The following is a 20,072-nucleotide window of genomic DNA, read 5'->3' on the forward strand; positions in this document are numbered from 1 at the left end:
GACGTCGAGGTCGTCGGGGGCCTGCAGGCCGAAGGGCGCGAGCGCGCAAGCGGACGAACTTTCACCGGCGAAAGCCATGGTCTAAAGTCGCGGACCATGCATTGGCTTACCCGCGCTGCTGTCGTGGTCTCCTCGCCGCTCCTCGCCTGTCAGCCGAGTTCCCCGGGCGGCGACACCGAGACGGCGACGGCGACGACGACGGAGGGCACGACCGCGGGCCCGACCACCGCGGGGCCCACCACCACGGTCGATCCGACGGTCGATCCCTCGTTCACCCTCACCACCGTCACCAGCGAGCCGCCCGTGCCGGTGTGCGGCGACGGGATCGTGTCGGGCGACGAGGCGTGCGACGACGGCAACCAGGTCGACGACGACTGCTGCACGACCGCCTGTACCAAGGGACAGGCCGAGCCGGGGCAGGTGTGCTGGACGGTGATCGTCGAGGGCACCAAGAACGGCGAGGACCTCGCCGGCGGCATCGCGGTGGACGAGGCGGGCGAGATCTACATCGCCGCCAGCGTGGTCGACATGGCGGCCGGGCCCGACGCGCTGATCCAAAAATTCGACCCCGGAGGGGTCAGCCAGTGGACGCAGCAGTACGACGGCGGAGTCAACGCCGCCGACTCTGCGCTCCGGCTCGCCGCCGAGCCGAGCGGGTTCATGGTCGCGGTCGGCCGGCAGACGATCGCGCAGGGGCAGCCGGGGCTGTTCTGGCTCAGCAAGTGCACGCCGACCGGACAGCTGGTGTGGCAGTTCACCGACGACGCGCCGATCGCCGGCGCGGCGGTGGCGATGGCCGGCGACGACCCGGTGGTGGCCGGTACCATCAAGCAGGCCCAGGACACCAACGGCCTGGTGCGCAAGTACGACGAGAACGGCGCCGAGCTCTGGTCGCGCGTCCACGTCGGCGCGGGCGGCGGGCTCGACAGCCTCAGCGGCGTGACGGTCGACGGCGCCGGGAATGTCTACGCCGTCGGCCGCGAATCGACCGATACGCAGGGGTTCAACATCCTGATCCTGCAATACGGGCCCGACGGAGCGCCCGGCTGGATGGACACGGTCGACGGCGGGATGAGCGGCAACGACTGGGCGCTCGACGTCGCGGTCGACCTCGACGGGGTGGTGTACGTCGCCGGCCGCGTCGAGACGGGAGGGGGCTTCGCCGACGCCTGGCTGCGCAAGTACGAGGCGACGGGCCAGGTGCTGTGGACGGACACGTTCGCCGGCGAGTTCGGCCAGAGCGACGACGCCACCGCGATCGCGGCGGTGGCGGGCGGTGGCTTCGTCGCGGCCGGCGGCACGGCCGTGGGCGAGGACGACGTGGACCTGTGGATCCGCCGCTACGATGCCGACGGCGGGGTGATGTGGACCGACGTCGTCGCGGGCATGAACGGCGGGGTCGACGGGGCGACCGACGTGGCGTCCACGCCCGACGGCGGGGTGGTCGTGACCGGCACCGTGACGGTGGCGCCCGGCCTCAACAGCGACGTGATGGTCCGCAAGTACGGGCCATGAGCTCAAACTCTTTATGATGGGACATGTCCGTTCGGACATGTCTCGTCATAAAATCACGACTCGGCCGCGTCCTCGTCGATGTCTTCGAGCGTGGGGGCCTCGGCGTTGAGGTCCTTGGTGTCGAGGTCGACCGCCTCGTCGGCCGGCGCGGGCGGGGGCCGGTGGGGGTCGGGGACGATGAGCGGGCGCTCGGGCGGAGAGATGCGCTCGCCGGCCGAGGTGTCGCGCGGGCCGGTGTAGACGTGGCTCCGCAGGTCGCGGCGGTCCATGGCGCGCTGCACCTCGTCCTGCAGCGTGCCTCGGTCGCGCAGGTGCTCGCTGACCCACGCGTCGCGGCGCGACGGGTGGTCGTCCTTGCGGGTGCTGCGGGGCTTGCTCTCGACGTCGTCGTCGGCGAAGCGCTCGGGCTCCGGCGCGCGGGGAGGCGGGCCGATCCGCAGCAGGTTGGTGACGTCGCGGACGCCGGCGACCTGGTAGGCGATGTCCTCGATGAGGCGCTTGGTCGCGCGGCGACGGACGTGGCCGCGCAGGAGCACCTCGCCGCGCTCGACCAGGACCTCGACCTGGGTGGCGTCGATCTCGTCGTGAGCGGTGAGGAGGACGTGGAGATCGTCGCGGATCGACTCGTCCGAGCGACGGTAGCCGCGCGGGCCGCGTCCGCTGTGGTCCGGCGGGGTCAGCTCGCTCTCGAGCTCCACGCCGGTATAGTCGAGCTCGGCATACTCCGATTCGTCGACGCGTGTGCCGTCGAGCGTGGCGTACGCGCCATAGCCCTGATACGAGGCATCGGCGAGCGGGACTCTGGATTCGGCGAATCCCCCGGGGAATCGCGGCCCCTGCCCGAAATCGCCTGGATGCCGGAATCCGTCCTCGATTGGTTGTCTGCGCCGGGTCATCGGATTTCCTCCGCGCCTCTAGTCTTGTGCATGGCCAGGGCGCGGGCAAGCGGCGGCGCCCACCGCGACGTCAGTCGGTGGGCAGCAAGACGACGTCGACGCGCCGCTCGTAGGGCCAATCACTCGGGGCCTCGGGCGCAGCGCCGGCCTCGCCGCCGGAGCGGACGACGATGCTCTCCGGGTCGACGCCCTGCGTGGCGAGGAACTCGCGGACCGACTCGGCGCGCGACATGCCGACCTTGTCGTTGTACTCGTCGCGGTTCGCCGCGGCGTAGCCGCGCAGCTCGACCTTGTGCTCGCGCAGCGGCCCGGTGGTCAGGCACTCGGCGACGCGCCGCAGCAGGATGTTGTCCTCGGGCTCGGGCGCGGCCGAGTCGAACTCGAAGTAAGCCTCCGGCGCCAGCGGGATCCCGCAGGCCGTGGCGAGCGGGACGTCGATGAACACGCCGGTGATCTCGACCCGCCGCTCGCCCGCGGGCTCGGCCTCGACGCCGACCGCCGGCGGCAACGCCTCGCGCTCCTCGGCCTCGACGATCAGCGCCTCGTCGTCGCGCTCGGCGACGTCGTCTGGGTGCTCGACGGGGCGGTCGGCCGAGGTCTTGTGGCAGCCCGCGACGGCCGCGAGGAGGACACAGAGGGACACGTAAACGGCTCTCATGGCCCCGCAGGATTGGCGAGCGCCCGCCGCCGTCAAGCCCGGGCGTGCTGATCCGCGGCGACGGGCCGCGCCCGCCCCGACGCGCGGCCGCCCGCCCGCCGCGGCTGCGCGTCGCGCGGCAGGATGCGGGTGTCCCTCGGGACATGTCCTCGGGTGAGGCGAGGCCGTCCGCCCGCTTCCAGGGCCGCACCGGGCGTGGATGATCGACGGGACATGTCCTTGGAGGCATGCCCGGGCCGAGGAGCGAATGTCTGGTCGGACATGTCCTGCGCAGCATGTCCTATGGAACGATTGATCGTGTCAGTACGCGACCCCGATCGCGCCGGCCTGGCGGCGCAGGGTGTCGGTGACGGTGGCGTCGAAGCCGTCGCCGGCGCCGGCGGCCCGCTCGGCGTCGCGGAGATAGGCGTCGCGCTGGGCCGAGAGCTCGCGGATCTGCTCGTTCACGGCGGACCGCTTGTGGCGCATGTCGGCGACGTGCGCGGCCTGCTGGGCGGGGGTCATCGCCTGCATGACGTCGGGCAGCCGGTCGGTCGGGATGTCGGCGAGCGCCTGGCCGCCGTCGAGCGCGCCGATCAGGTCCTCGCTGTTCATGCGCTCGACCTTGGCGCTGTAGCTCGCGGCCTCGGCGGCGGCGCTGGCCGACATGGCCATGCGGTTGCCGAGCTTGACCTGCGCGCTCAGCTTGTCGCCGCGGCTGCCCCAGGTCAGCACGGTGGCCGAGAGCTCGTTGTTGAGCGCCTGCAGGCGGTCGTCGAACGGGGTCGAGACGGCGACGACCCCGCCGTTCTGGGCGATCTGGCTGTACTCGCCCCGGGTCGCGCCAGCGATCGCCCGCCAGGCGGCCTCGGCCTCGGGCGAGGCGCCGCACTGCACGGTGTTGATGAGGATCCCGCGCTGCGCGGCCAGCCTGGCCAGCTCGGCGGTGGTGGGCGAGTCCTGGTAATCGTCGTGCGGCGGGGCGTCGCCGACCAGGAACACGAGCTTCAGGACCTTGTCGCCGGCGCTCCACTGCATGCGGTCGAGCGCGTCCTCGAGGCCGCGGCCGACGTGCTCGGGGTGGTCGCCGCCGCCGCCGACCTCGTAGCCGAGCAGCTCGGCGTAGACGGCGTCCATGTCGGCGGAGAAGTCGAAGCGCTTCGTGACGTATTCGTCACCGAGGTCGCGGTAGGCGACGAGGCCGATCCGCAGGTCGGGTCGCGGCTCGCCCGAGGCGAGGCGGTTGGCGATCGCCCAGATCTTCTGCTTCGCGCCCTCGATGAGCCCCGACATGCTGCCGGTGGTGTCGAGGACGAACACGACGTCGATGCGGGGGCGCGCGGCCGCGGGTGTCTGCGCCGGGGTCGCGACCGCCAGCGGGGCCGACGCGACCTCGGGCGCCGGGACGACCTCGGCGGGGCTGCGGAGCGTGGGGTGAATCGCCAGGGCGAGGCAGCAGACGGCGATGGCGCTGGCGGCGAGGACTTCCATGGGGCGGTGGCGCATGCCTGCACCCTACGCGCGAGGCAGCGAGCTCGCCGGCGACGACGTGGGCTTTTACACAACCTTGACCGGAGCCCGGGCGGATGCGCGAGCGAAGACGTTCGCTCGCGCGGCGGACCGTCGGCGTATCATCCGCCACGACGACGATGTTCTGGTCCCGAGTCGGCAGGCGGCAGAAGAGCGCGATGGCCTCGGCGATCGGCCGGGAGCAGGAACAAGCCGTCCGCCGGGTCAACGCGATCCGCTTCGTCGGCGCCAGCGGCCTGCTCGCGCTGTACACGGTGCTCGACCTGCTGCTGCATCAGGCGGAGTGGGGCGCGGGCGGGGTGTGGATCGTGGCCGGTTACTGGGGCGCGGCGGGGGTGCTCTACGCCGCCGGCCGACGCCTCGGCGCGCGCGCGTCGCTGCTCGGCATGGCGATCGCGCTGGTCGACGTGCCGTTCATCTTCATCCTGCTCTACAGCACGATGGGCACCGGCTCGGCGGCGGGCACGGCCGGGTTCGCGGTCGGGGTGTTCGCGCTGTTCATCATCCTGTCGGCGATCACGCTGCAGCGGCCGCTGGTGGTCGCGTGCGCGGTGGTCGGCAGCGCGCTCGAGATCGTGCTGCAGGTGACGGCCGGGGTGACGGTGGGGGCGATGGTGGCGACCGTGCTGCTGCTGTCGCTGGTGGCGGCGACCTGCGCCTACCTGATGGGCCGGTTCCGGTTCTTGATCGAGACGACGGCGCGCGACCAGCTGCGCCTCGATCGCATGGGCCGCTACTTCTCGCCGGCGGTCGCGGAGCTGCTCAGCCAGGCCCGCGAGCAGCAGGCGCTCGGCGAGTCGCGCGAGCTGACGGTGCTGTTCAGCGACATCCGCGGGTTCACGACCCTGGCGGAGTCGATGCCGAGCGAGGCGGTGGTCCGCCTGCTCAACGATTATTTGACCTGTATGGTCGACGTGATCTTCGCCGCCGGCGGGACGCTCGACAAATTCATGGGCGACGGGATCATGGCGTACTTCGGCGCGCCCATCGAGCAGGCCGATCACGCCGACCGGGCGATGTGGTGCGCGCTTCACATGCAAGAGGCGCTGCACCGCTTCAACGTCAGCCGCGAGAGCTCGGGGGTGCCGCCGCTGAAGATCGGGGTCGGGCTGCACAGCGGGCGCGTGATCGTCGGCGACATCGGTTCGCCCCGCCGCCGCGAGTACACGGCGATCGGCGACGTGGTCAACGTGGCGTCGCGGCTCGAGGCGCTGACGAAGCAGCTGGCGAGCCCGATCGTGGTGTCGGAGACGACGCGCTCGCGGATCCGCGGGCCCGTGAGCTTCGTGCAAGCGCCGGAGGTGCCGATCCGCGGGCGCAGCGGGCCGCTCACCGTGTTCTTGCCGGTGTTCGATCCGTCGGCGGGCGCGCTCGAGGGGATCTGGCTGCGCGACCACGAGAGCATCGTGGCGCTGGCCCAGGCGGCCGATTCGTCGGTGGTCGGCGAGACGCTCCAGAGCGTGCGCGCGGGGGACTCGAACCCCTGGCTGGCGAAGAAGCCGGTCGCGGCGACGGCGGGGCGCTAGGACCCGTGAAATGGGGATTGCCGGATCGCGCGACGGAGACGCGGGTTCGCTGGTATGGTGGCGACAATGCTTACCGTTCAGCTCCGCAGGTTCCTCGTGTGCGCGACCGTCCTCGCCGTGGGATGCGGTGAAGCGGCACCACCGGCGCCTGCGCCCGCGGTGCCCGAGGAGTTCGACGATCCGTTCGCCGAGGACGCGAAGGCCGAGGTGAAGGCCGAGGCGGCCGCAGAGGCGAAGGTCGAGCCGGTGGTGGCGCTGGCCGAGCCCGCGGCCGCTCCGGTCGAGCCCGGCGTCGCGGGGCCGGGTGCGGCGAGCGCGACCGCCGGGGCGCCGGCCGAGGCGGCGCCGACCGGCGCGGCGCCGGCGAGCGCGGTGGCGGAGGCCAGGCCGGAGGCCAAGGCGGAGGGCGAGAAGGCCGCGGCGGCGAAGAAGGTCAAGCCGACGACCGAGCCGCAACCTGTCCCGAAGGACAAGTCACCGACGACGCCGGCGGCGCCCGAGGCACCTGTCCCTGCGGACAGCCCGCCGCCGACGCCAGCGCCGACGCCCGCGCCGGTGGCCACGCCGACGCCCGCGCCGACCCCGGCGGCGCCGGCCCAGCCGGAGCAGAACCGCTTCGCGGGGACGTTCCGCTACGCGGGCGGGGAGGCGCAGCGGCAGCAATTGACCGACGCGATCGAGACGACGGTGCAGCAGCTGAACGCGCTGATCCGCGGGATCGGCCGCAAGCGGTTGACCACGGCCAACCCGATCCGCGAGCAGATATCGTTCGTGGTCGAGGGCACCAGGGTGACGGCGACGTTCGCGGCCGGGCGCACGATCTCGGGGACGCTGGGCGGTCCGGCGGTGCCGTGGACCGCCGACGACGGCTCGCCGCTGACGGTCGCGTTCTCGCTCGTCAAGGGCCGCCTGGTGATGGAGTTCAAGGCCGAGGACGGCGGCCGGCGCAGCGTGTTCACGCTCGACGAGTCGGGCGACAAGCTGACGATGAGCGTGACGATCACGTCGTCGCGGCTGGAGGTCCCGCTCAAGTACGCGCTGACGTACCGGCGCAAGTGAGCGCATGCAGGTCCGGCGATCGCCCAGTCGATCGCCGCCCCCACGCGTCACGGGCGCGGCCCCGTTTCGTCGCACGGCGTTCGCCGTGGCGAGGGCGCGGCGAGGTCGATATTTTGGCGCGCATGAACACGAAGGGACTGGCGCTCGCGCTCGGGGCATTCGTCGCGGTGGCGGGCGGAGCGGCGCGAGCCGGGCAATTGGTGGTGATGGACGAGACGTGGGTCCACGCGCCCGACCTGGCCGATTCACACTACCGGGTGACGCCGATGATGGACGTGCCGGCGGACTGGACGAGCCCGGTCGACTGGACGCAGGGCTCGGTGTGGGTCCACCTCGAGGTGCTGACCAAGCCGACGGCGCAGGAGACCAAGTTCCAGGTGTGCTTCGAGGCCAACCCGACCTACGCGTGTACGCTGCAGTCGCCGACCTACACCGAGGTCGGGATCTACGAGTGGGAGTCGACGTTCGCGCAGTTCTGGTCGCCGCCGGGCGAGTTCGTCGACTGGACGCAGGGCGTCAACAAGTTCGCGTGCATCCTCAAGGACACGATGAACGGCAAGCCGTCGGCCGACAACGTCGGGCCCGAGACGGCGGCGCTGTACATGCCGACCGAGGTCCGCATGGTCATCACATTGGTCGAGCCCGGCAGCACCTACGAGCCGCCGGCGCCGATCGGCGAGGAGACCACCGGCGGGGAGTCGACGACGAGCGGCGAGACGACGGGCGAGCCGGAGACGAGCACGAGTGACACGGGCGGCGCATCGACGACGGGCGAGGCCAGCACCGGGCTGCCGGCGACCACCGCGGAGACGGGCACCGGCGAGCCGGGGGCGACCACGAGCAGCGGCGGCGAGGCGCCGACGACCGGCGCGCCGACCAGCGGCGACGCGGCGAGCACGAGCACGACCACGAGCGCGGGCGACGGCGCGAGCACCGGCGACGGCGCCCAGGACGGCAGCGAGGCCGGCTGCGGCTGCCGCGGCGGCGGAACGGACGGGGCGGGCGTGTTCGGGCTGATGATCGCCGGGCTCGCCTGGCGCAGGCGCGGGCTTCAAGCTGTCTGAAGAGACAGGCGCCCGCAGACCTCGCCGCCGGCGCGCGGGTCGCTCGCGGGCGGCGCCCGCCGTGGGGGAATGAGGCTTATTGGCGGTAGATCGCCGTGAACTCGCCGTCGCGGCCGAGCTCCGGGGTCGCCACGCCGCGGAGCTCCTCGACGCACTTGAGTGATTCGCCCTTGACCTCGGCGCGCGCGATCTTGCCGGCTTCGACGGTGACGGCCACTTCTGCCCGCGGCTGCTTCACCGTGCGCAGGCAGGCGGCGATCGATCGCGCCGGCGCCTCGGTGAGCTCGGCCGCGCCGCCGTCGCTCCACGTCGCGCTCGCGAGCGTCCACTTGCCGAACTCGATGCCCGCGGCCGGGGTCGTCGCCGGCGCCTTGGCCTCGGGCTTCGCCGGCTCGGCCTTCGTCTCGACCATGCCCTGCGCGGCTTTCAGCTCCTGCGCGGCTTTCAGCTCCTGCGCGGCTTTCAGCTCCTGCGCGGCTTTCTTCTCCGCTTCCCGAGCCTCCTCCGCCGCGTCGTCCCGCTCGGCCTTGGTCGCGGCGGCCTTGATCTCCGCGGCCAGGACCTCCCGGCTCTTCGCCGGCTCCCCTTCGCGCGCGGCCGGTCCGCCGCATGCAAAGGTCCCCAAGAGCGCCGGCACCACCCAGGCTGTCCTTCTCACCGACATCGCCTCGAGCGTACCACAATCGTCGCGCCGGTCGCCGCGCGGTCAGCTCAGGGCCACGCGCAACGCCTTCGGACCCCGGACCGTCAGGTTGTCGAGCCAGGTCGGCTTTTCGAGCAGCTCCCAGCGCGGAAATTTCAACAGTGCCTCGAGGGCGAGGCGAGCCTCGAGGCGGCCGAGGGCGGCGCCGATGCAGTAGTGCGGGCCGGTCGAGAAGCCGAGGTGGCGGTTGTCGGCGCGGGCGATGTCGAAGCGGTCGGGCTCGGGGAACTGGGACTCGTCGCGGTTGGCGCCGGCCAACGAGAGGAACAGGCGGTCGCCGGCCTTGACCTGCTGGCCGTGCCACTCGAAGTCGACGCGCGCGACCCGGCCCATGCGCGAGACGGGGCACTCGAAGCGCAGGACCTCCTCGATGGTGCTGGCCAAGAGGTCAGGTTCGGCGCGCAGCCGCTGCAGCTGGTCGGGGAAGCGCAGCAGGGTGTAGACGGTGTTGGCGATCAGGTTGGTGGTGGTCTCGTGGCCGCCGAACAGGATCGCGGTGCAGGTCGACAGCAGCTCCTGCTCGCTGAGCATCGAGCCCTGATCCTCGGCGGCGGCGAGCGCCGAGAGCAGGTCCTGGCGCCGGGTCTGGCGGCGCTCGGCGAGCGCCTTGCGGAAGTACTCCTCGAGCTCGAGGATCGCCGCGCGTGCGCCGGCGAGCAGCGCCTGGCTCATGACGGTGGCGCCGAAGAAAGCGGCGATCGCGTCGGAGCAGGCCTTGAGGCGGTGGCGGTCCTCCGGCGGCAGGCCGAGCATGTCGCCGATCACGAGCACCGGCAGCGGGCCCGCGATCGCCCCCACCAGCTCGACCTCGCCGGGCTCGATCGCTCGCACCAGCTCGCCGAGGATCTCCTGGATCCGCGGGCGCCACGTCTCGACGAGGCGCGGCGTGAAGGCCTGGCCGAGCAGGCTGCGCAGGCGCGTGTGGTCCGGCGGGTCGCGCAGCAAGATCCAGTGCGCCAGGTTGTCGACCACCGGCGCGAACCACTGGCGCGCCTCCGACGGCAGGCGCCTGGCCATCGCCTCCGCCCGGCTGGCCGACAGGCGACCGTCGCGGAAGCCGGCCGCGACGTCGGCGTAGCGCGTGACGATGAACGAGCCCGCGCCCTCGTTGCCGGCGAAGTACAGCGGCGCCTCGCGCCGCAGCCGCGCGAGCACGGGGTAGGGGTCGTCGCGATTGTCGGGGGCGTACAAACCGAGCGGATCGTGCATGACCTCCGAGGGTAGCGGAGTTCGCCAGGCGCGGGACCCGGCGGCCGGGCGCTTTTGATCGACGGTGCGTTCGGAGTGCGGCGTTTCCAGAGTCGGCCTTCGGAGGCCGCGCTCTCTGTTGCGTGAAGACTGTCGGCGATGGCGGACGCGGCGAGGATGAGCCTGTCCTTTCGGACATGGCCGTGCGGCGAGGAAGCGCGCCCGCCGGCGCGTGGACGCCGGCGGGCCGTCGATCATCACACGTGTCCCGAGGGACAGGTCACGTCACTGCGGGAAGACCTGCTGGCAGTAGCCGTCGATGCAGGGGGTGCCGGGCTCGCAGCAGTCGGCGTCGGACTCGCAGGCGTTGCCGGGTTCGGAGCAGGGGCCCTTCTCGCCGCAGACCTTGATTTCGCCCATCTGGATGCAGTGGCCGGAGCAGCAGTCGATGCCGGACTCGCAGACCTTGTTGGGCTCCTCGATGCAGGGGTCGGGGGCGAAGTAGGCGTTCTCGGACAGGGCGCAGTCCTCCTGGCCGCGGACGTAGAACGGCGGGTTGGACGGGTCGGTGCCGGCGTTCGGCGGATCGTTGATGGCGGTGATCCAGAGCTGCTGGCGGTTGGCGCCGACGAGGGTGTTGCCGTAGTCGCGGCGGGACATGAAGACGACCCAGAAGTAGCCGCCGGCGCGGAGCGGGGCGAAGGTCGGGTTGAAGCTCTTGTTGTCGGAGCTGGCCTTCTCGAGCATGACGAGGTCGTTGCCCTCGGTGCCGACGAGGAACAGCTTGCCGTTGCCGGTCGAGCGCGCGCCCTGGGTCGGGCGGCCGAACACGATCCACTCGTTGCCGGGCGAGAAGTTCGGGTAGGCCGGGCGACCGACGTCGTTGCCCTTGGGGACGATGACCTTCTGGTTGGTGACGGTGATGCCGTCGGGGTTGACGTCGGCGACCACGAGGTCGGCCTGGTTCTGGTCGAAGGTCCAGCCGCCGTTCGGGTAGCCGCAGGTGGCGGCGATCTTCTTGCCGTCGGGCGACCAGGCCGGCTCACCGCAGCCGGTCTGCAGCACGTTGGGGTTGAGGATCGCGCCGTTCATGGTGTCGATCACCCGCAGCAGCGAGCTGACCGCGTTGGCCGGGTCGTTGGACTGCAGCAGCTTGGTGCCGTCGTGGTTGAAGGCGCTGAAGGTGCCGCCGAGGCCGGGGTTCGGCTGGATGTTGCCGTAGACGGCCGGCTCGACCGACACGTCGATGGTGAAGGTCGGGAACGGCGAACCGTTGTCGCGCACGGCGGCGACGGTGCGGCCGTCGCGGCTGACGGTGTGACAGCCCCAGCAGCCGCCGGGCTGGAAGAACTCGTTGGCCTGGGCCTCGCTCGGCTTGATGCTGAGCACGCGGCCGTTGGCGTTGCCGCCGCACTGGCTCGGGAGCTCCCAGTAGTAGACGCGGCCGGGCAGGCGCGCCTGGGCCATGCGCCAGGTCTGCTTGACCGACTCGTAGACGTTGTTGCCGCTCTTGCGCTGGAGCTCGACGCTGATCGGGTCGCTCTGGGCGCCCTGACCGGACTCGGAGATCGCGATCCACTCGGCGGCGTCGATGAGGTGCCGCGCGGGGACGTTGGTGGTGAAGTAGATGGTGTAGTCGTAGAACTGCTCGCTGATGTGCAGCTTGTACTGGTCGCCGTTCTGCACGTTGTTCCACTGGACGACCGGGGCGGCGACCTTGAGCGGGAAGACCGTCTCGTTGTACGGATAGACGATCGTCATCGACGGGTCGGGGCCGACGGGGTTGCCCCAGCCGGGCTCGAGGCCGCCGGGGTCGAGCTTCTTGATGATCTTGACCGAGACGGAGGTCTCGGCCTGGTCGGCCTGGTAGGTGGCCTTGAGGGTGCCGGTGCCGCCGAGGGTGCCGGTCGGGACGAACTCGGCGTTGACCTGGATCTCGCCGATCTCCGGCTTGTTGTAGCTCCACGCGACGTCGCCGGTGACGTCGACGCCGTTGTAGGTCGCGGTGAAGGCCTGAGTGACGATCGCGCCGTCGATGATCTCGAGGGTGACGTCCTTGGGGTTGATGTCGAGGACGCCGTTGCCGGTGTCGGTGCCGGTGTTGGTCTGCGAGGTGGCCGTGGTGTCGGTGACGGTGCCGTCGGTGCTGTCGGTGCCGGGCGAGGTCTCGGTGCCCACCGTGTCGGTGCCGGGCGAGGTCTCGGTGCCGGTGGCGGTGTCGGTGCCGAGAGTGCTGGTCGAGGTGGGCGGGCTGTCGGTGGTGGGGCCGGCGGTGGTGGGGCCGGTGGCGGTGGGCTCGGTGGCGGTGCTGGTCGGTCCGGCGGTGGTGGTGCCGGGGCCCGAGTCGGTGACGTTGCCGCTCGAGTCGCCGCAGGCGACCACCGGAAGACACAGGAGGAGCGACAGACGAGGTACGACGGTCCGTAACGAATGCATGTCGCCCACAAGACGCGCAGGCCGGCCGGCCGTCAAGCGACGTCGGCTGTTGCTCGGGACAGGTCGCGAGGCGCAGCCCGAAACCGTCCGCGCGCACGCGCGCCGGCGCGACGGTCGAATTGGCGGACGGGTGGATCCCCCTGTAGGCGCGCGTGGCGTCCCCTCGAGCGCGCGACAGGGCGCGAAATCATCACAGGCCCCGGAGGACATGTCGGGGTGGGAGAAAGCGCGACCGCCGGCGCGGATCCGCGCCGGCGGGCGGTCATGCCATGATATGTCCCGAAGGACATATCACGTCACTGCGGGAAGACCTGCTGGCAGTAGCCGTCGATGCAGGGGGTGCCGGGCTCGCAGCAGTCGGCGTCGGACTCGCAGGCGTTGCCGGGCTCGCTGCAGGGGCCCTTCTCGCCGCAGACCTTGATCTCGCCCATCTGGATGCAGTGGCCGGAGCAGCAGTCGATGCCGGACTCGCAGACCTTGTTGGGCTCCTCGATGCAGGGGTCGGGGGCGAAGTAGGCGTTCTCGGACAGGGCGCAGTCCTCCTGGCCGCGGACGTAGAACGGCGGGTTGGACGGGTCGGTGCCGGCGTTCGGCGGATCGTTGATGGCGGTGATCCAGAGCTGCTGGCGGTTGGCGCCGACGAGGGTGTTGCCGTAGTCGCGGCGGGACATGAAGACGACCCAGAAGTAGCCGCCGGCGCGGAGCGGGGCGAAGGTCGGGTTGAAGCTCTTGTTGTCGGAGCTGGCCTTTTCGAGCATGACGAGGTCGTTGCCCTCGGTGCCGACGAGGAACAGCTTGCCGTTGCCGGTCGAGCGCGCGCCCTGGGTCGGGCGGCCGAACACGATCCACTCGTTGCCGGGCGAGAAGTTCGGGTAGGCCGGGCGACCGACGTCGTTGCCCTTGGGGACGATGACCTTCTGGTTGGTGACGGTGATGCCGTCGGGGTTGACGTCGGCGACCACGAGGTCGGCCTGGTTCTGGTCGAAGGTCCAGCCGCCGTTCGGGTAGCCGCAGGTGGCGGCGATCTTCTTGCCGTCGGGCGACCAGGCCGGCTCGCCGCAGCCGGGCATCAGCACGTTGGGGTTCAAGACCTGGCCGTTCATCACGTCGATCACCCGCAGCACCGAGTTGATGGCGTCGATCGGGTCGTTGGACTGCAACAGTTTGGTGCCGTCGTGGTTGAAGGCGCTGAAGGTGCCGCCGAGGCCGGGGTTCGGCTGGATGTTGCCGTAGACGGCCGGCTCCTGCGAGACGTCGATGGTGAAGGTCGGGAACGGGATGTTGCCGTTGTCGGCGACCACGGCGACGGTGCGGCCGTCGCGGCTGACGGTGTGACAGCCCCAGCAGAAGCCGGGCTGGAAGAACTCGTTGGCCTGGGCCTCGCTCGGCTTGATGCTGAGGACGCGGCCGTTGGCGTTGCCGCCGCACTGACCCGGGAGCTCCCAGTAGTAGACGCGGCCAGGCAGGCGCGCCTGGGCCATGCGCCAGGTCTGCTTGACCGACTCGTAGACGTTGTTGCCGCTCTTGCGCTGGAGCTCGACGCTGATCGGGTCGCTCTGGGCGCCCTGACCGGACTCGGAGATCGCGATCCACTCGGCGGCGTCGATGAGGTGCCGCGCGGGGACGTTGGTGGTGAAGTAGATGGTGTAGTCGTAGAACTGCTCGCTGATGTGCAGCTTGTACTGGTCGCCGTTCTGCACGTTGTTCCACTGGACGACGGGGGCAGCGACCTTGAGCGGGAAGACCGTCTCGTTGTACGGATAGACGATCGTCATCGACGGGTCGGGGCCGACGGGGTTGCCCCAGCCGGGCTCGAGGCCGCCGGGGTCGAGCTTCTTGATGATCTTGACCGAGACGGAGGTCTCGGCCTGGTCGGCCTGGTAGGTGGCCTTGAGGGTGCCGGTGCCGCCGAGGGTGCCGGTCGGGACGAACTCGGCGTTGACCTGGATCTCGCCGATCTCCGGCTTGTTGTAGCTCCACGCGACGTCGCCGGTGACGTCGACGCCGTTGTAGGTCGCGGTGAAGGCCTGAGTGACGATCGCGCCGTCGATGATCTCGAGGGTGACGTCCTTGGGGTTGATGTCGAGGGCGCCGTTGCCGGTGTCGGTGCCGGTGTTGGTCTGCGAGGTGGCCGTGGTGTCGGTGACGGTGCCGTCGGTGCTGTCGGTGCCGGGCGAGGTCTCGGTGCCCACCGTGTCGGTGCCGGGCGAGGTCTCGGTGCCGGTGGCGGTGTCGGTGCCGAGGGTGCTGGTCGAGGTGGGCGGGCTATCGGTGGTGGGGCCGGCGGTGGTGGGGCCGGTGGCGGTGGGCTCGGTGGCGGTGCTGGTCGGTCCGGCGGTGGTGGCGCCGGGGCCCGAGTCGGTGACGTTGCCGCTCGAGTCGCCGCAGGCGACCACGGGGAGACACAGGAGGAGCGACAGGCGAGGTACGACGGTCCGTAATGAATGCATGGCGCCCACAAGACGCGCCCGCGCGCCGCCCGTCAAGGGGGCTTGCGGCCGACCGCCGGCGCAGGACACGTGTACGCGCGACGAGGCGAATTGATAGAGTGGGCGACGAGAGGATCTACCCATGCGCCTGGCCCCGATCGTCCCCCTGCTGCTGTGTGTCGTCGGCTGTGACAAACCCGCCACCACGAGCGCGCCGCCGCCGTCGTCGTCGGTCACCGAGTTCCACGTCTCGATCTTCAACGCCTGCGGCAACGACGTCACCGTCGAGGTCGGTGCCGCGGCGGGCAGCGGGCGCAAGGTCCTCCTGCTCAATGCTGCGCGCGAGACGATCACCGGCGGCGCGGAACAGCTCTTCCTGCTCGGCAAGGACGGCGAGCTGCTGGCGACGTACCAGCCGATCCAGGGCAAGCAGAAGGCGCAGGTGACCAGCGACTGCACGGCGATCGAGCGCGTCGACTGAGCCGCACCTTGCCCGCCGCACGGGGCGCGGATATGCTCGCGCGCATGCTCCGCCCCGCGCTCGCCCTCGCCGCCGTGCTCGCCGCGTCCGCCTGCTCCGCCACGCCGCCGGCCGGCGCGCTCGAGGTGCAGACGGGGTCGCGCTCCGAGTCGCTGGCGGCCGCGCGCCTGGCCGAGCTGCCGCAGATCGAGGTCGCGGTCGGCGACAAGCGCTACGCCGGCCCGCGCCTGCGCGAGGCGCTGCTGGCCGCGGGCGTGGCGTCCGGGGTCGACGTCGAGGTCATCGCCGCCGACGGCTACAAGCAGACGGTGAGCGCGGCCACCGTCGGGCGCGACGACGTGATCGTCGCGCTCGGGCTGCCGCCCGACGAGGGGCCGCTGCGGCTGATCGTGCCCGGCTCGCCGGGGCTGTCGATCCGGCAGGTGATCGCGGCGCGGGCGGTCCCGGCGGCGGTGCCCTGAGCGAAGAGACAGGTTTTAAAAGACAGGGGCGAAGGGACATGGTCGAAGAGACACGTGTGCTGCCGGCGGAGTGGGCGCCGCAGGCCGGGGTGCTGCTGACGTGGCCGCACGCGGGCAGCGACTGGGGGCCGACGCTGCGCCAGGTCGAGCCGGTGTTCGTCGAGATCGCGCGGCAGATCGCGCTGCGCGAGGTGGCGGTGATCGCGTGCCACGACGCCGCGCTGGCCGCCCACGTGCGCGCGCTGCTGCGCCGCGCCGGGGTCGACGACGCGCGCGCGGTGCTGCACGCGGTCCCGTGCGACGACACCTGGGCCCGCGACCACGGGCCGCTGACGGTGATGGTCGACGGGGCGCCGCGGGTCCTCGACTTCGTGTTCAACGGCTGGGGCGACAAGTTCGCGGCGGCCAAGGACGACGTGATCCCGCAGCGGCTGCACGCGCTCGGGGCGTTCGCCGCGGCGCCGCTCGAGATCGTGCCGCTGGTGCTCGAGGGCGGCAGCGTCGAGTCCGACGGCGAGGGCACGATCCTGACGACCGAGCGCTGCCTGCTGTCCGACCACCGCAGCGGGCTCGCCGCGCCGGCGCTCGAGGCTGCCGAGCACCGAGGACGTGATCTTCCCGCCCGGGAGCATTTACCTTCGGATCGCCGGGACGGTGTCAGGGACGCCAGAGCCCTTCGGTGAGAACGGCAGCTACGACGAAGTCTACCCGATCAGCAACTTTGTGTTTGGCACGCTCGACAACGGCGTGCTAGAGATCTCGCACGCCGATCAAGATCTTCTGGGCAGTTGGTCTTTCACGGCGCGTTTCCTCTGATCCACGCCGTGCCTCAGCCGACGACACCCCGCTCTCGTTGGCGCCCTGCGCGCCTGCGCCGGCTCTCAAGTCTGTGCTTGTTGTCGGCCTGCGACGTATGCGAGCCGGGCCTCCCGGCCACCGTCGCTTCAAGTCAATACATCGAGTATCACACCTGGGTGTATCCGGACGGCCTCAGCGACGAGGCTGTGGTCTGCATGAGCGACAAGCTGGCCTCGATGGACCGATTCGTCGAGTTCGTCGCGGAGACGCTGGAGCTCGACCCGCCATCTACGCCGATCCATTACGTTTGGGTTCCACGGGCGCTCCACAGCGAGGACACGTGGATCTGTCCCCCGAATGCGCTCGGCTGCTTCGAGCGGGACGGTCCCGACGGGCACGGGGTCGTCTATTCGACCGAGCTCGATCTCTTGCACGAACTCGTTCATGCCGTCGAGATTCCCGCGCTCGGACGCTCTCATCCAGTGTTCGAGGAGGGAATGGCGAACTACCTGAGCACGGCATGGTCAAGCGCGGAGGTCCTCCCGGAGTTTCCGGCGGTCTTCAAAGCCGGCGTCGCACCAGGCCGACACCCAGGAGGTGTCCTATCCATGCACTTCGTCGGCGCGCTGCTCGCCCGCGGCAGCATGGCTCAGTACGTCGACTTTCGGTCCCGCCTGGATTACGACGATGGTCTCGCCCAACTTGCCGCGGCATACAAGGAGGTGTTCGGCACATCTCTGGATGATTTCCTCGAGGATGCGTCTATGGCTCCTGTCGTGGGTCACGGTGTCGATCCACTATGTGCCGACTCCCCGACGATCCAGTGGGATGGTCTGGGCTCTCTTGACACGACGTTGTCCTGGGCCTGCGGTGATGGGGTGACTTTCGGGATCTCCGGGACCTTTCGAACGGCCTTCTCGCTCGACGTCGTGCAGCAGGGGAATTCGCGCATGACGATTTCCTCGGCCGGCGGCGGAGACGAGCTTTTCGCCATGCTCGATTCGTGTCCGGTCGGTGATAAGGGTTCTTCCAATGTCATCCTCGCCAGCGAAGGTCAATCAGCCCCGGGTGTCCTTTGGCCGGGGCGCCACGTACTCACGGTCTCGCTGACGCCAGATCCCTCGCTCGCGGGTGAACTGCACCTAAAGCTTCGATAGCTCACGAGTCCTGACAAGAGCATGAATCCTGAGCGGCGCGGCGAGTGCCGAGGCTGGGTGGTCGGACAGCGCAGGCGCGGGCGCCACGAATTGATAGAGTGGGCGGCGAGAGGATCTGCCCATGCGTCTGGCCCCGATCATCCCCCTGCTGCTGCTGTCCGTCGTCGGCTGTGACAAACCCGCCACCACGAGCGCGCCGCCGCCGTCGTCGTCGGTCACCGAGTTCCACGTCTCGATCTTCAACGCCTGCGGCAACGACGTCACCGTCGAGGTCGGTGCCGCGGCGGGCAGCGGGCGCAAGGTCCTCCTGCTCAATGCTGCGCGCGAGACGATCACCGGCGGCGCGGAACAGCTCTTCCTGCTCGGCAAGGACGGCGAGCTGCTGGCGACGTACCAGCCGATCCAGGGCAAGCAGAAGGCGCAGGTGACCAGCGACTGCACGGCGATCGAGCGCGTCGACTGAGCCGCACCTTGCCCGCCGCACGGGGCGCGGATATGCTCGCGCGCATGCTCCGCCCCGCGCTCGCCCTCGCCGCCGTGCTCGCCGCGTCCGCCTGCTCCGCCACGCCGCCGGCCGGCGCGCTCGAGGTGCAGACGGGGTCGCGCTCCGAGTCGCTGGCGGCCGCGCGCCTGGCCGAGCTGCCGCAGATCGAGGTCGCGGTCGGCGACAAGCGCTACGCCGGCCCGCGCCTGCGCGAGGCGCTGCTGGCCGCGGGCGTGGCGTCCGGGGTCGACGTCGAGGTCATCGCCGCCGACGGCTACAAGCAGACGGTGAGCGCGGCCACCGTCGGGCGCGACGACGTGATCGTCGCGCTCGGGCTGCCGCCCGACGAGGGGCCGCTGCGGCTGATCGTGCCCGGCTCGCCGGGGCTGTCGATCCGGCAGGTGATCGCGGCGCGGGCGGTCCCGGCGGCGGTGCCCTGAGCGAAGAGACAGGTTTTAAAAGACAGGGGCGAAGGGACATGGTCGAAGAGACACGTGTGCTGCCGGCGGAGTGGGCGCCGCAGGCCGGGGTGCTGCTGACGTGGCCGCACGCGGGCAGCGACTGGGGGCCGACGCTGCGCCAGGTCGAGCCGGTGTTCGTCGAGATCGCGCGGCAGATCGCGCTGCGCGAGGTGGCGGTGATCGCGTGCCACGACGCCGCGCTGGCCGCCCACGTGCGCGCGCTGCTGCGCCGCGCCGGGGTCGACGACGCGCGCGCGGTGCTGCACGCGGTCCCGTGCGACGACACCTGGGCCCGCGACCACGGGCCGCTGACGGTGATGGTCGACGGGGCGCCGCGGGTGCTCGACTTCGTGTTCAACGGCTGGGGCGACAAGTTCGCGGCGACCCGGGACGACGTGATCCCGCAGCGGCTGCACGCGCTCGGGGCGTTCGCCGCGGCGCCGCTCGAGATCGTGCCGCTGGTGCTCGAGGGCGGCAGCGTCGAGTCCGACGGCGAGGGCACGATCCTGACGACCGAGCGCTGCCTGCTGTCCGACCACCGCAGCGGGCTCGCCGCGCCGGCGCTCGAGGCGGCGCTGCGCCGGCACCTCGGCGCGCAGCGGGTGCTGTGGCTGCGCCGCGGCTGGCTCGAGGGCGACGACACCGACGGCCACATCGACACCCTGGCCCGCTTCTGCGACGCGCGCACGATCGCGTACCAGAGCTGCACCGACAACGCCGACTCGCACTGGGAGGAGCTGCAGGCGATGGCCGCCGAGCTGGCCGCGCTGCGCACGCTGAGCGGCGAACCCTACGAGCTGGTGCCGCTGCCGTGGCCGCGCCCGCGCTTCGGCCTCGGCGGGCGCCGCTTGCCCGCGACCTACGCCAACTTCCTGGTGATCGACGGCGCGGTGCTGGTGCCCACGTATGACGACCCGGCCGACGCGGAGGCGCTGTCGCGCCTCGCCGAGGCGTTCCCCGGCCGCGAGGTGGTCGGCGTCGATTGCCTGCCGCTCATCGAGCAGGGCGGCAGCCTGCACTGCCTGACGATGCAACTGCCGCGGCCGCTGTGCTTGGGTCCGAGCACCGCCGGCTGATGTCCTGAAGGACAGATCGATGGCGCCGCGCGGACGCGGCGGTCGGCTGCGCGCGGCCTCGTCGAGCGGCCCCGAGAGTCTCGGCCGGCGTCGTTCGCGGCGGGCGCGGTTGCACCGATCGACCAGGGTGCTAAGGAGGGCGGCCGTCGCGTCGCTGGCACGGACGGCCCA

General features: G+C 71.2%; 18 protein-coding genes. 11 read left to right on the forward strand and 7 right to left on the reverse strand.

Going from position 1 to position 20,072, the window contains the following annotated elements; all coding sequences use genetic code 11:
* Positions 1-96 precede the first annotated feature (96 nt).
* Positions 97-1,515 (forward strand): DUF4215 domain-containing protein, encoded by a 1,419-nt coding sequence (locus NAEX_RS27625; protein WP_096330474.1) that lies wholly within the window; start codon positions 97-99, stop codon positions 1,513-1,515.
* Positions 1,516-1,568: 53 nt separating this feature from the next.
* On the opposite strand, the gene NAEX_RS27630 is transcribed toward NAEX_RS27625, so the two are convergent.
* The 3 genes from NAEX_RS27630 to NAEX_RS27640 all read right to left on the reverse strand — a co-directional run bounded on the left by NAEX_RS27630 (position 1,569) and on the right by NAEX_RS27640 (position 4,554).
* Positions 1,569-2,213 (reverse strand): BON domain-containing protein, encoded by a 645-nt coding sequence (locus NAEX_RS27630; RefSeq protein ID WP_170136057.1) that lies wholly within the window; start codon positions 2,211-2,213, stop codon positions 1,569-1,571.
* A 268-nt stretch (positions 2,214-2,481) separates the two neighbouring features.
* Positions 2,482-3,069, reverse strand: coding sequence for an OmpA family protein (locus NAEX_RS27635; RefSeq protein ID WP_143141495.1), 588 nt, complete (start codon positions 3,067-3,069; stop codon positions 2,482-2,484).
* Positions 3,070-3,369: 300 nt separating this feature from the next.
* A complete protein-coding gene (locus NAEX_RS27640) occupies positions 3,370-4,554 on the reverse strand; it encodes a vWA domain-containing protein (protein WP_096330477.1) in 1,185 nt (394 codons plus the stop codon).
* 143 nt (positions 4,555-4,697) lie between these two features.
* Here NAEX_RS27640 and NAEX_RS27645 point away from each other — a divergent pair, with 143 nt between their 5' ends.
* The 3 genes from NAEX_RS27645 to NAEX_RS27655 all read left to right on the forward strand — a co-directional run bounded on the left by NAEX_RS27645 (position 4,698) and on the right by NAEX_RS27655 (position 8,227).
* Entirely contained in the window at positions 4,698-6,104 is a 1,407-nt protein-coding gene (locus NAEX_RS27645) for an adenylate/guanylate cyclase domain-containing protein (RefSeq protein ID WP_170136058.1), read from the forward strand.
* Positions 6,105-6,170: 66 nt separating this feature from the next.
* Positions 6,171-7,163, forward strand: a complete 993-nt coding sequence (locus NAEX_RS52285; protein WP_177326071.1) for a hypothetical protein — start codon at positions 6,171-6,173, stop codon at positions 7,161-7,163.
* A gap of 122 nt (positions 7,164-7,285) precedes the next feature.
* On the forward strand, positions 7,286-8,227 hold the full coding sequence (locus NAEX_RS27655) for a hypothetical protein (protein ID WP_096330480.1): 942 nt from the start codon (positions 7,286-7,288) through the stop codon (positions 8,225-8,227).
* 76 nt (positions 8,228-8,303) lie between these two features.
* On the opposite strand, the gene NAEX_RS27660 is transcribed toward NAEX_RS27655, so the two are convergent.
* The 4 genes from NAEX_RS27660 to NAEX_RS27675 form a co-directional block, all read right to left on the reverse strand.
* The gene (locus NAEX_RS27660; protein WP_143141496.1) at positions 8,304-8,891 is read right to left on the reverse strand and encodes a hypothetical protein; all 588 of its coding nucleotides are present in this window, start codon (positions 8,889-8,891) and stop codon (positions 8,304-8,306) included.
* A gap of 42 nt (positions 8,892-8,933) precedes the next feature.
* Positions 8,934-10,139 carry a cytochrome P450 gene (locus NAEX_RS27665; RefSeq protein WP_170136059.1) on the reverse strand — a complete coding sequence of 402 codons (1,206 nt, stop codon included), beginning with the start codon at positions 10,137-10,139 and terminating at the stop codon, positions 8,934-8,936.
* Positions 10,140-10,403: 264 nt separating this feature from the next.
* A complete protein-coding gene (locus NAEX_RS27670; RefSeq protein ID WP_143825640.1) occupies positions 10,404-12,554 on the reverse strand; it encodes a hypothetical protein in 2,151 nt (716 codons plus the stop codon).
* Positions 12,555-12,850: 296 nt separating this feature from the next.
* The gene (locus tag NAEX_RS27675; protein ID WP_143825641.1) at positions 12,851-15,004 is read right to left on the reverse strand and encodes a PD40 domain-containing protein; all 2,154 of its coding nucleotides are present in this window, start codon (positions 15,002-15,004) and stop codon (positions 12,851-12,853) included.
* A 121-nt stretch (positions 15,005-15,125) separates the two neighbouring features.
* Between NAEX_RS27675 and NAEX_RS27680 the strand changes: the two genes are divergently transcribed.
* The 7 genes from NAEX_RS27680 to NAEX_RS27710 all read left to right on the forward strand — a co-directional run bounded on the left by NAEX_RS27680 (position 15,126) and on the right by NAEX_RS27710 (position 19,901).
* Positions 15,126-15,464, forward strand: coding sequence for a hypothetical protein (locus NAEX_RS27680; RefSeq protein WP_096330485.1), 339 nt, complete (start codon positions 15,126-15,128; stop codon positions 15,462-15,464).
* Between the two features lie 44 nt (positions 15,465-15,508).
* Positions 15,509-15,925, forward strand: a complete 417-nt coding sequence (locus tag NAEX_RS27685; protein WP_170136060.1) for a molybdopterin-dependent oxidoreductase — start codon at positions 15,509-15,511, stop codon at positions 15,923-15,925.
* Positions 15,926-15,963: 38 nt separating this feature from the next.
* Positions 15,964-16,608 carry an agmatine deiminase family protein gene (locus NAEX_RS27690; protein ID WP_096330487.1) on the forward strand — a complete coding sequence of 215 codons (645 nt, stop codon included), beginning with the start codon at positions 15,964-15,966 and terminating at the stop codon, positions 16,606-16,608.
* A 330-nt stretch (positions 16,609-16,938) separates the two neighbouring features.
* Positions 16,939-17,880: a hypothetical protein gene (locus tag NAEX_RS27695; protein WP_143141608.1), complete on the forward strand. Its 942-nt coding sequence runs from the start codon at positions 16,939-16,941 to the stop codon at positions 17,878-17,880.
* Between the two features lie 121 nt (positions 17,881-18,001).
* The gene (locus NAEX_RS27700; RefSeq protein WP_096330489.1) at positions 18,002-18,343 is read left to right on the forward strand and encodes a hypothetical protein; all 342 of its coding nucleotides are present in this window, start codon (positions 18,002-18,004) and stop codon (positions 18,341-18,343) included.
* Between the two features lie 44 nt (positions 18,344-18,387).
* On the forward strand, positions 18,388-18,804 hold the full coding sequence (locus NAEX_RS27705) for a molybdopterin-dependent oxidoreductase (RefSeq protein WP_170136060.1): 417 nt from the start codon (positions 18,388-18,390) through the stop codon (positions 18,802-18,804).
* A gap of 38 nt (positions 18,805-18,842) precedes the next feature.
* On the forward strand, positions 18,843-19,901 hold the full coding sequence (locus NAEX_RS27710; protein WP_096330490.1) for an agmatine deiminase family protein: 1,059 nt from the start codon (positions 18,843-18,845) through the stop codon (positions 19,899-19,901).
* Positions 19,902-20,072 lie beyond the last annotated feature (171 nt).

Origin of the sequence: Nannocystis exedens, assembly GCF_002343915.1 — a bacterium.
Classification (GTDB): domain Bacteria; phylum Myxococcota_A; class Polyangia; order Nannocystales; family Nannocystaceae; genus Nannocystis; species Nannocystis exedens.

Bases quoted from the DNA above. Each gene is read 5' to 3' on its own strand.
- NAEX_RS27625 (WP_096330474.1), top strand. From the start codon at position 97: ATGCATTGGCTTACCCGCGCTGCTGTCGTGGTCTCCTCGCCGCTCCTC.
- NAEX_RS27635 (WP_143141495.1), bottom strand. From the start codon at position 3,069: ATGAGAGCCGTTTACGTGTCCCTCTGTGTCCTCCTCGCGGCCGTCGCG.
- NAEX_RS27640 (WP_096330477.1), bottom strand. From the start codon at position 4,554: ATGCGCCACCGCCCCATGGAAGTCCTCGCCGCCAGCGCCATCGCCGTC.
- NAEX_RS27645 (WP_170136058.1), top strand. From the start codon at position 4,698: ATGTTCTGGTCCCGAGTCGGCAGGCGGCAGAAGAGCGCGATGGCCTCG.
- NAEX_RS52285 (WP_177326071.1), top strand. From the start codon at position 6,171: ATGCTTACCGTTCAGCTCCGCAGGTTCCTCGTGTGCGCGACCGTCCTC.
- NAEX_RS27655 (WP_096330480.1), top strand. From the start codon at position 7,286: ATGAACACGAAGGGACTGGCGCTCGCGCTCGGGGCATTCGTCGCGGTG.
- NAEX_RS27660 (WP_143141496.1), bottom strand. From the start codon at position 8,891: ATGTCGGTGAGAAGGACAGCCTGGGTGGTGCCGGCGCTCTTGGGGACC.
- NAEX_RS27665 (WP_170136059.1), bottom strand. From the start codon at position 10,139: ATGCACGATCCGCTCGGTTTGTACGCCCCCGACAATCGCGACGACCCC.
- NAEX_RS27670 (WP_143825640.1), bottom strand. From the start codon at position 12,554: ATGCATTCGTTACGGACCGTCGTACCTCGTCTGTCGCTCCTCCTGTGT.
- NAEX_RS27675 (WP_143825641.1), bottom strand. From the start codon at position 15,004: ATGCATTCATTACGGACCGTCGTACCTCGCCTGTCGCTCCTCCTGTGT.
- NAEX_RS27680 (WP_096330485.1), top strand. From the start codon at position 15,126: ATGCGCCTGGCCCCGATCGTCCCCCTGCTGCTGTGTGTCGTCGGCTGT.
- NAEX_RS27685 (WP_170136060.1), top strand. From the start codon at position 15,509: ATGCTCCGCCCCGCGCTCGCCCTCGCCGCCGTGCTCGCCGCGTCCGCC.
- NAEX_RS27690 (WP_096330487.1), top strand. From the start codon at position 15,964: ATGGTCGAAGAGACACGTGTGCTGCCGGCGGAGTGGGCGCCGCAGGCC.
- NAEX_RS27695 (WP_143141608.1), top strand. From the start codon at position 16,939: ATGAGCGACAAGCTGGCCTCGATGGACCGATTCGTCGAGTTCGTCGCG.
- NAEX_RS27700 (WP_096330489.1), top strand. From the start codon at position 18,002: ATGCGTCTGGCCCCGATCATCCCCCTGCTGCTGCTGTCCGTCGTCGGC.
- NAEX_RS27705 (WP_170136060.1), top strand. From the start codon at position 18,388: ATGCTCCGCCCCGCGCTCGCCCTCGCCGCCGTGCTCGCCGCGTCCGCC.
- NAEX_RS27710 (WP_096330490.1), top strand. From the start codon at position 18,843: ATGGTCGAAGAGACACGTGTGCTGCCGGCGGAGTGGGCGCCGCAGGCC.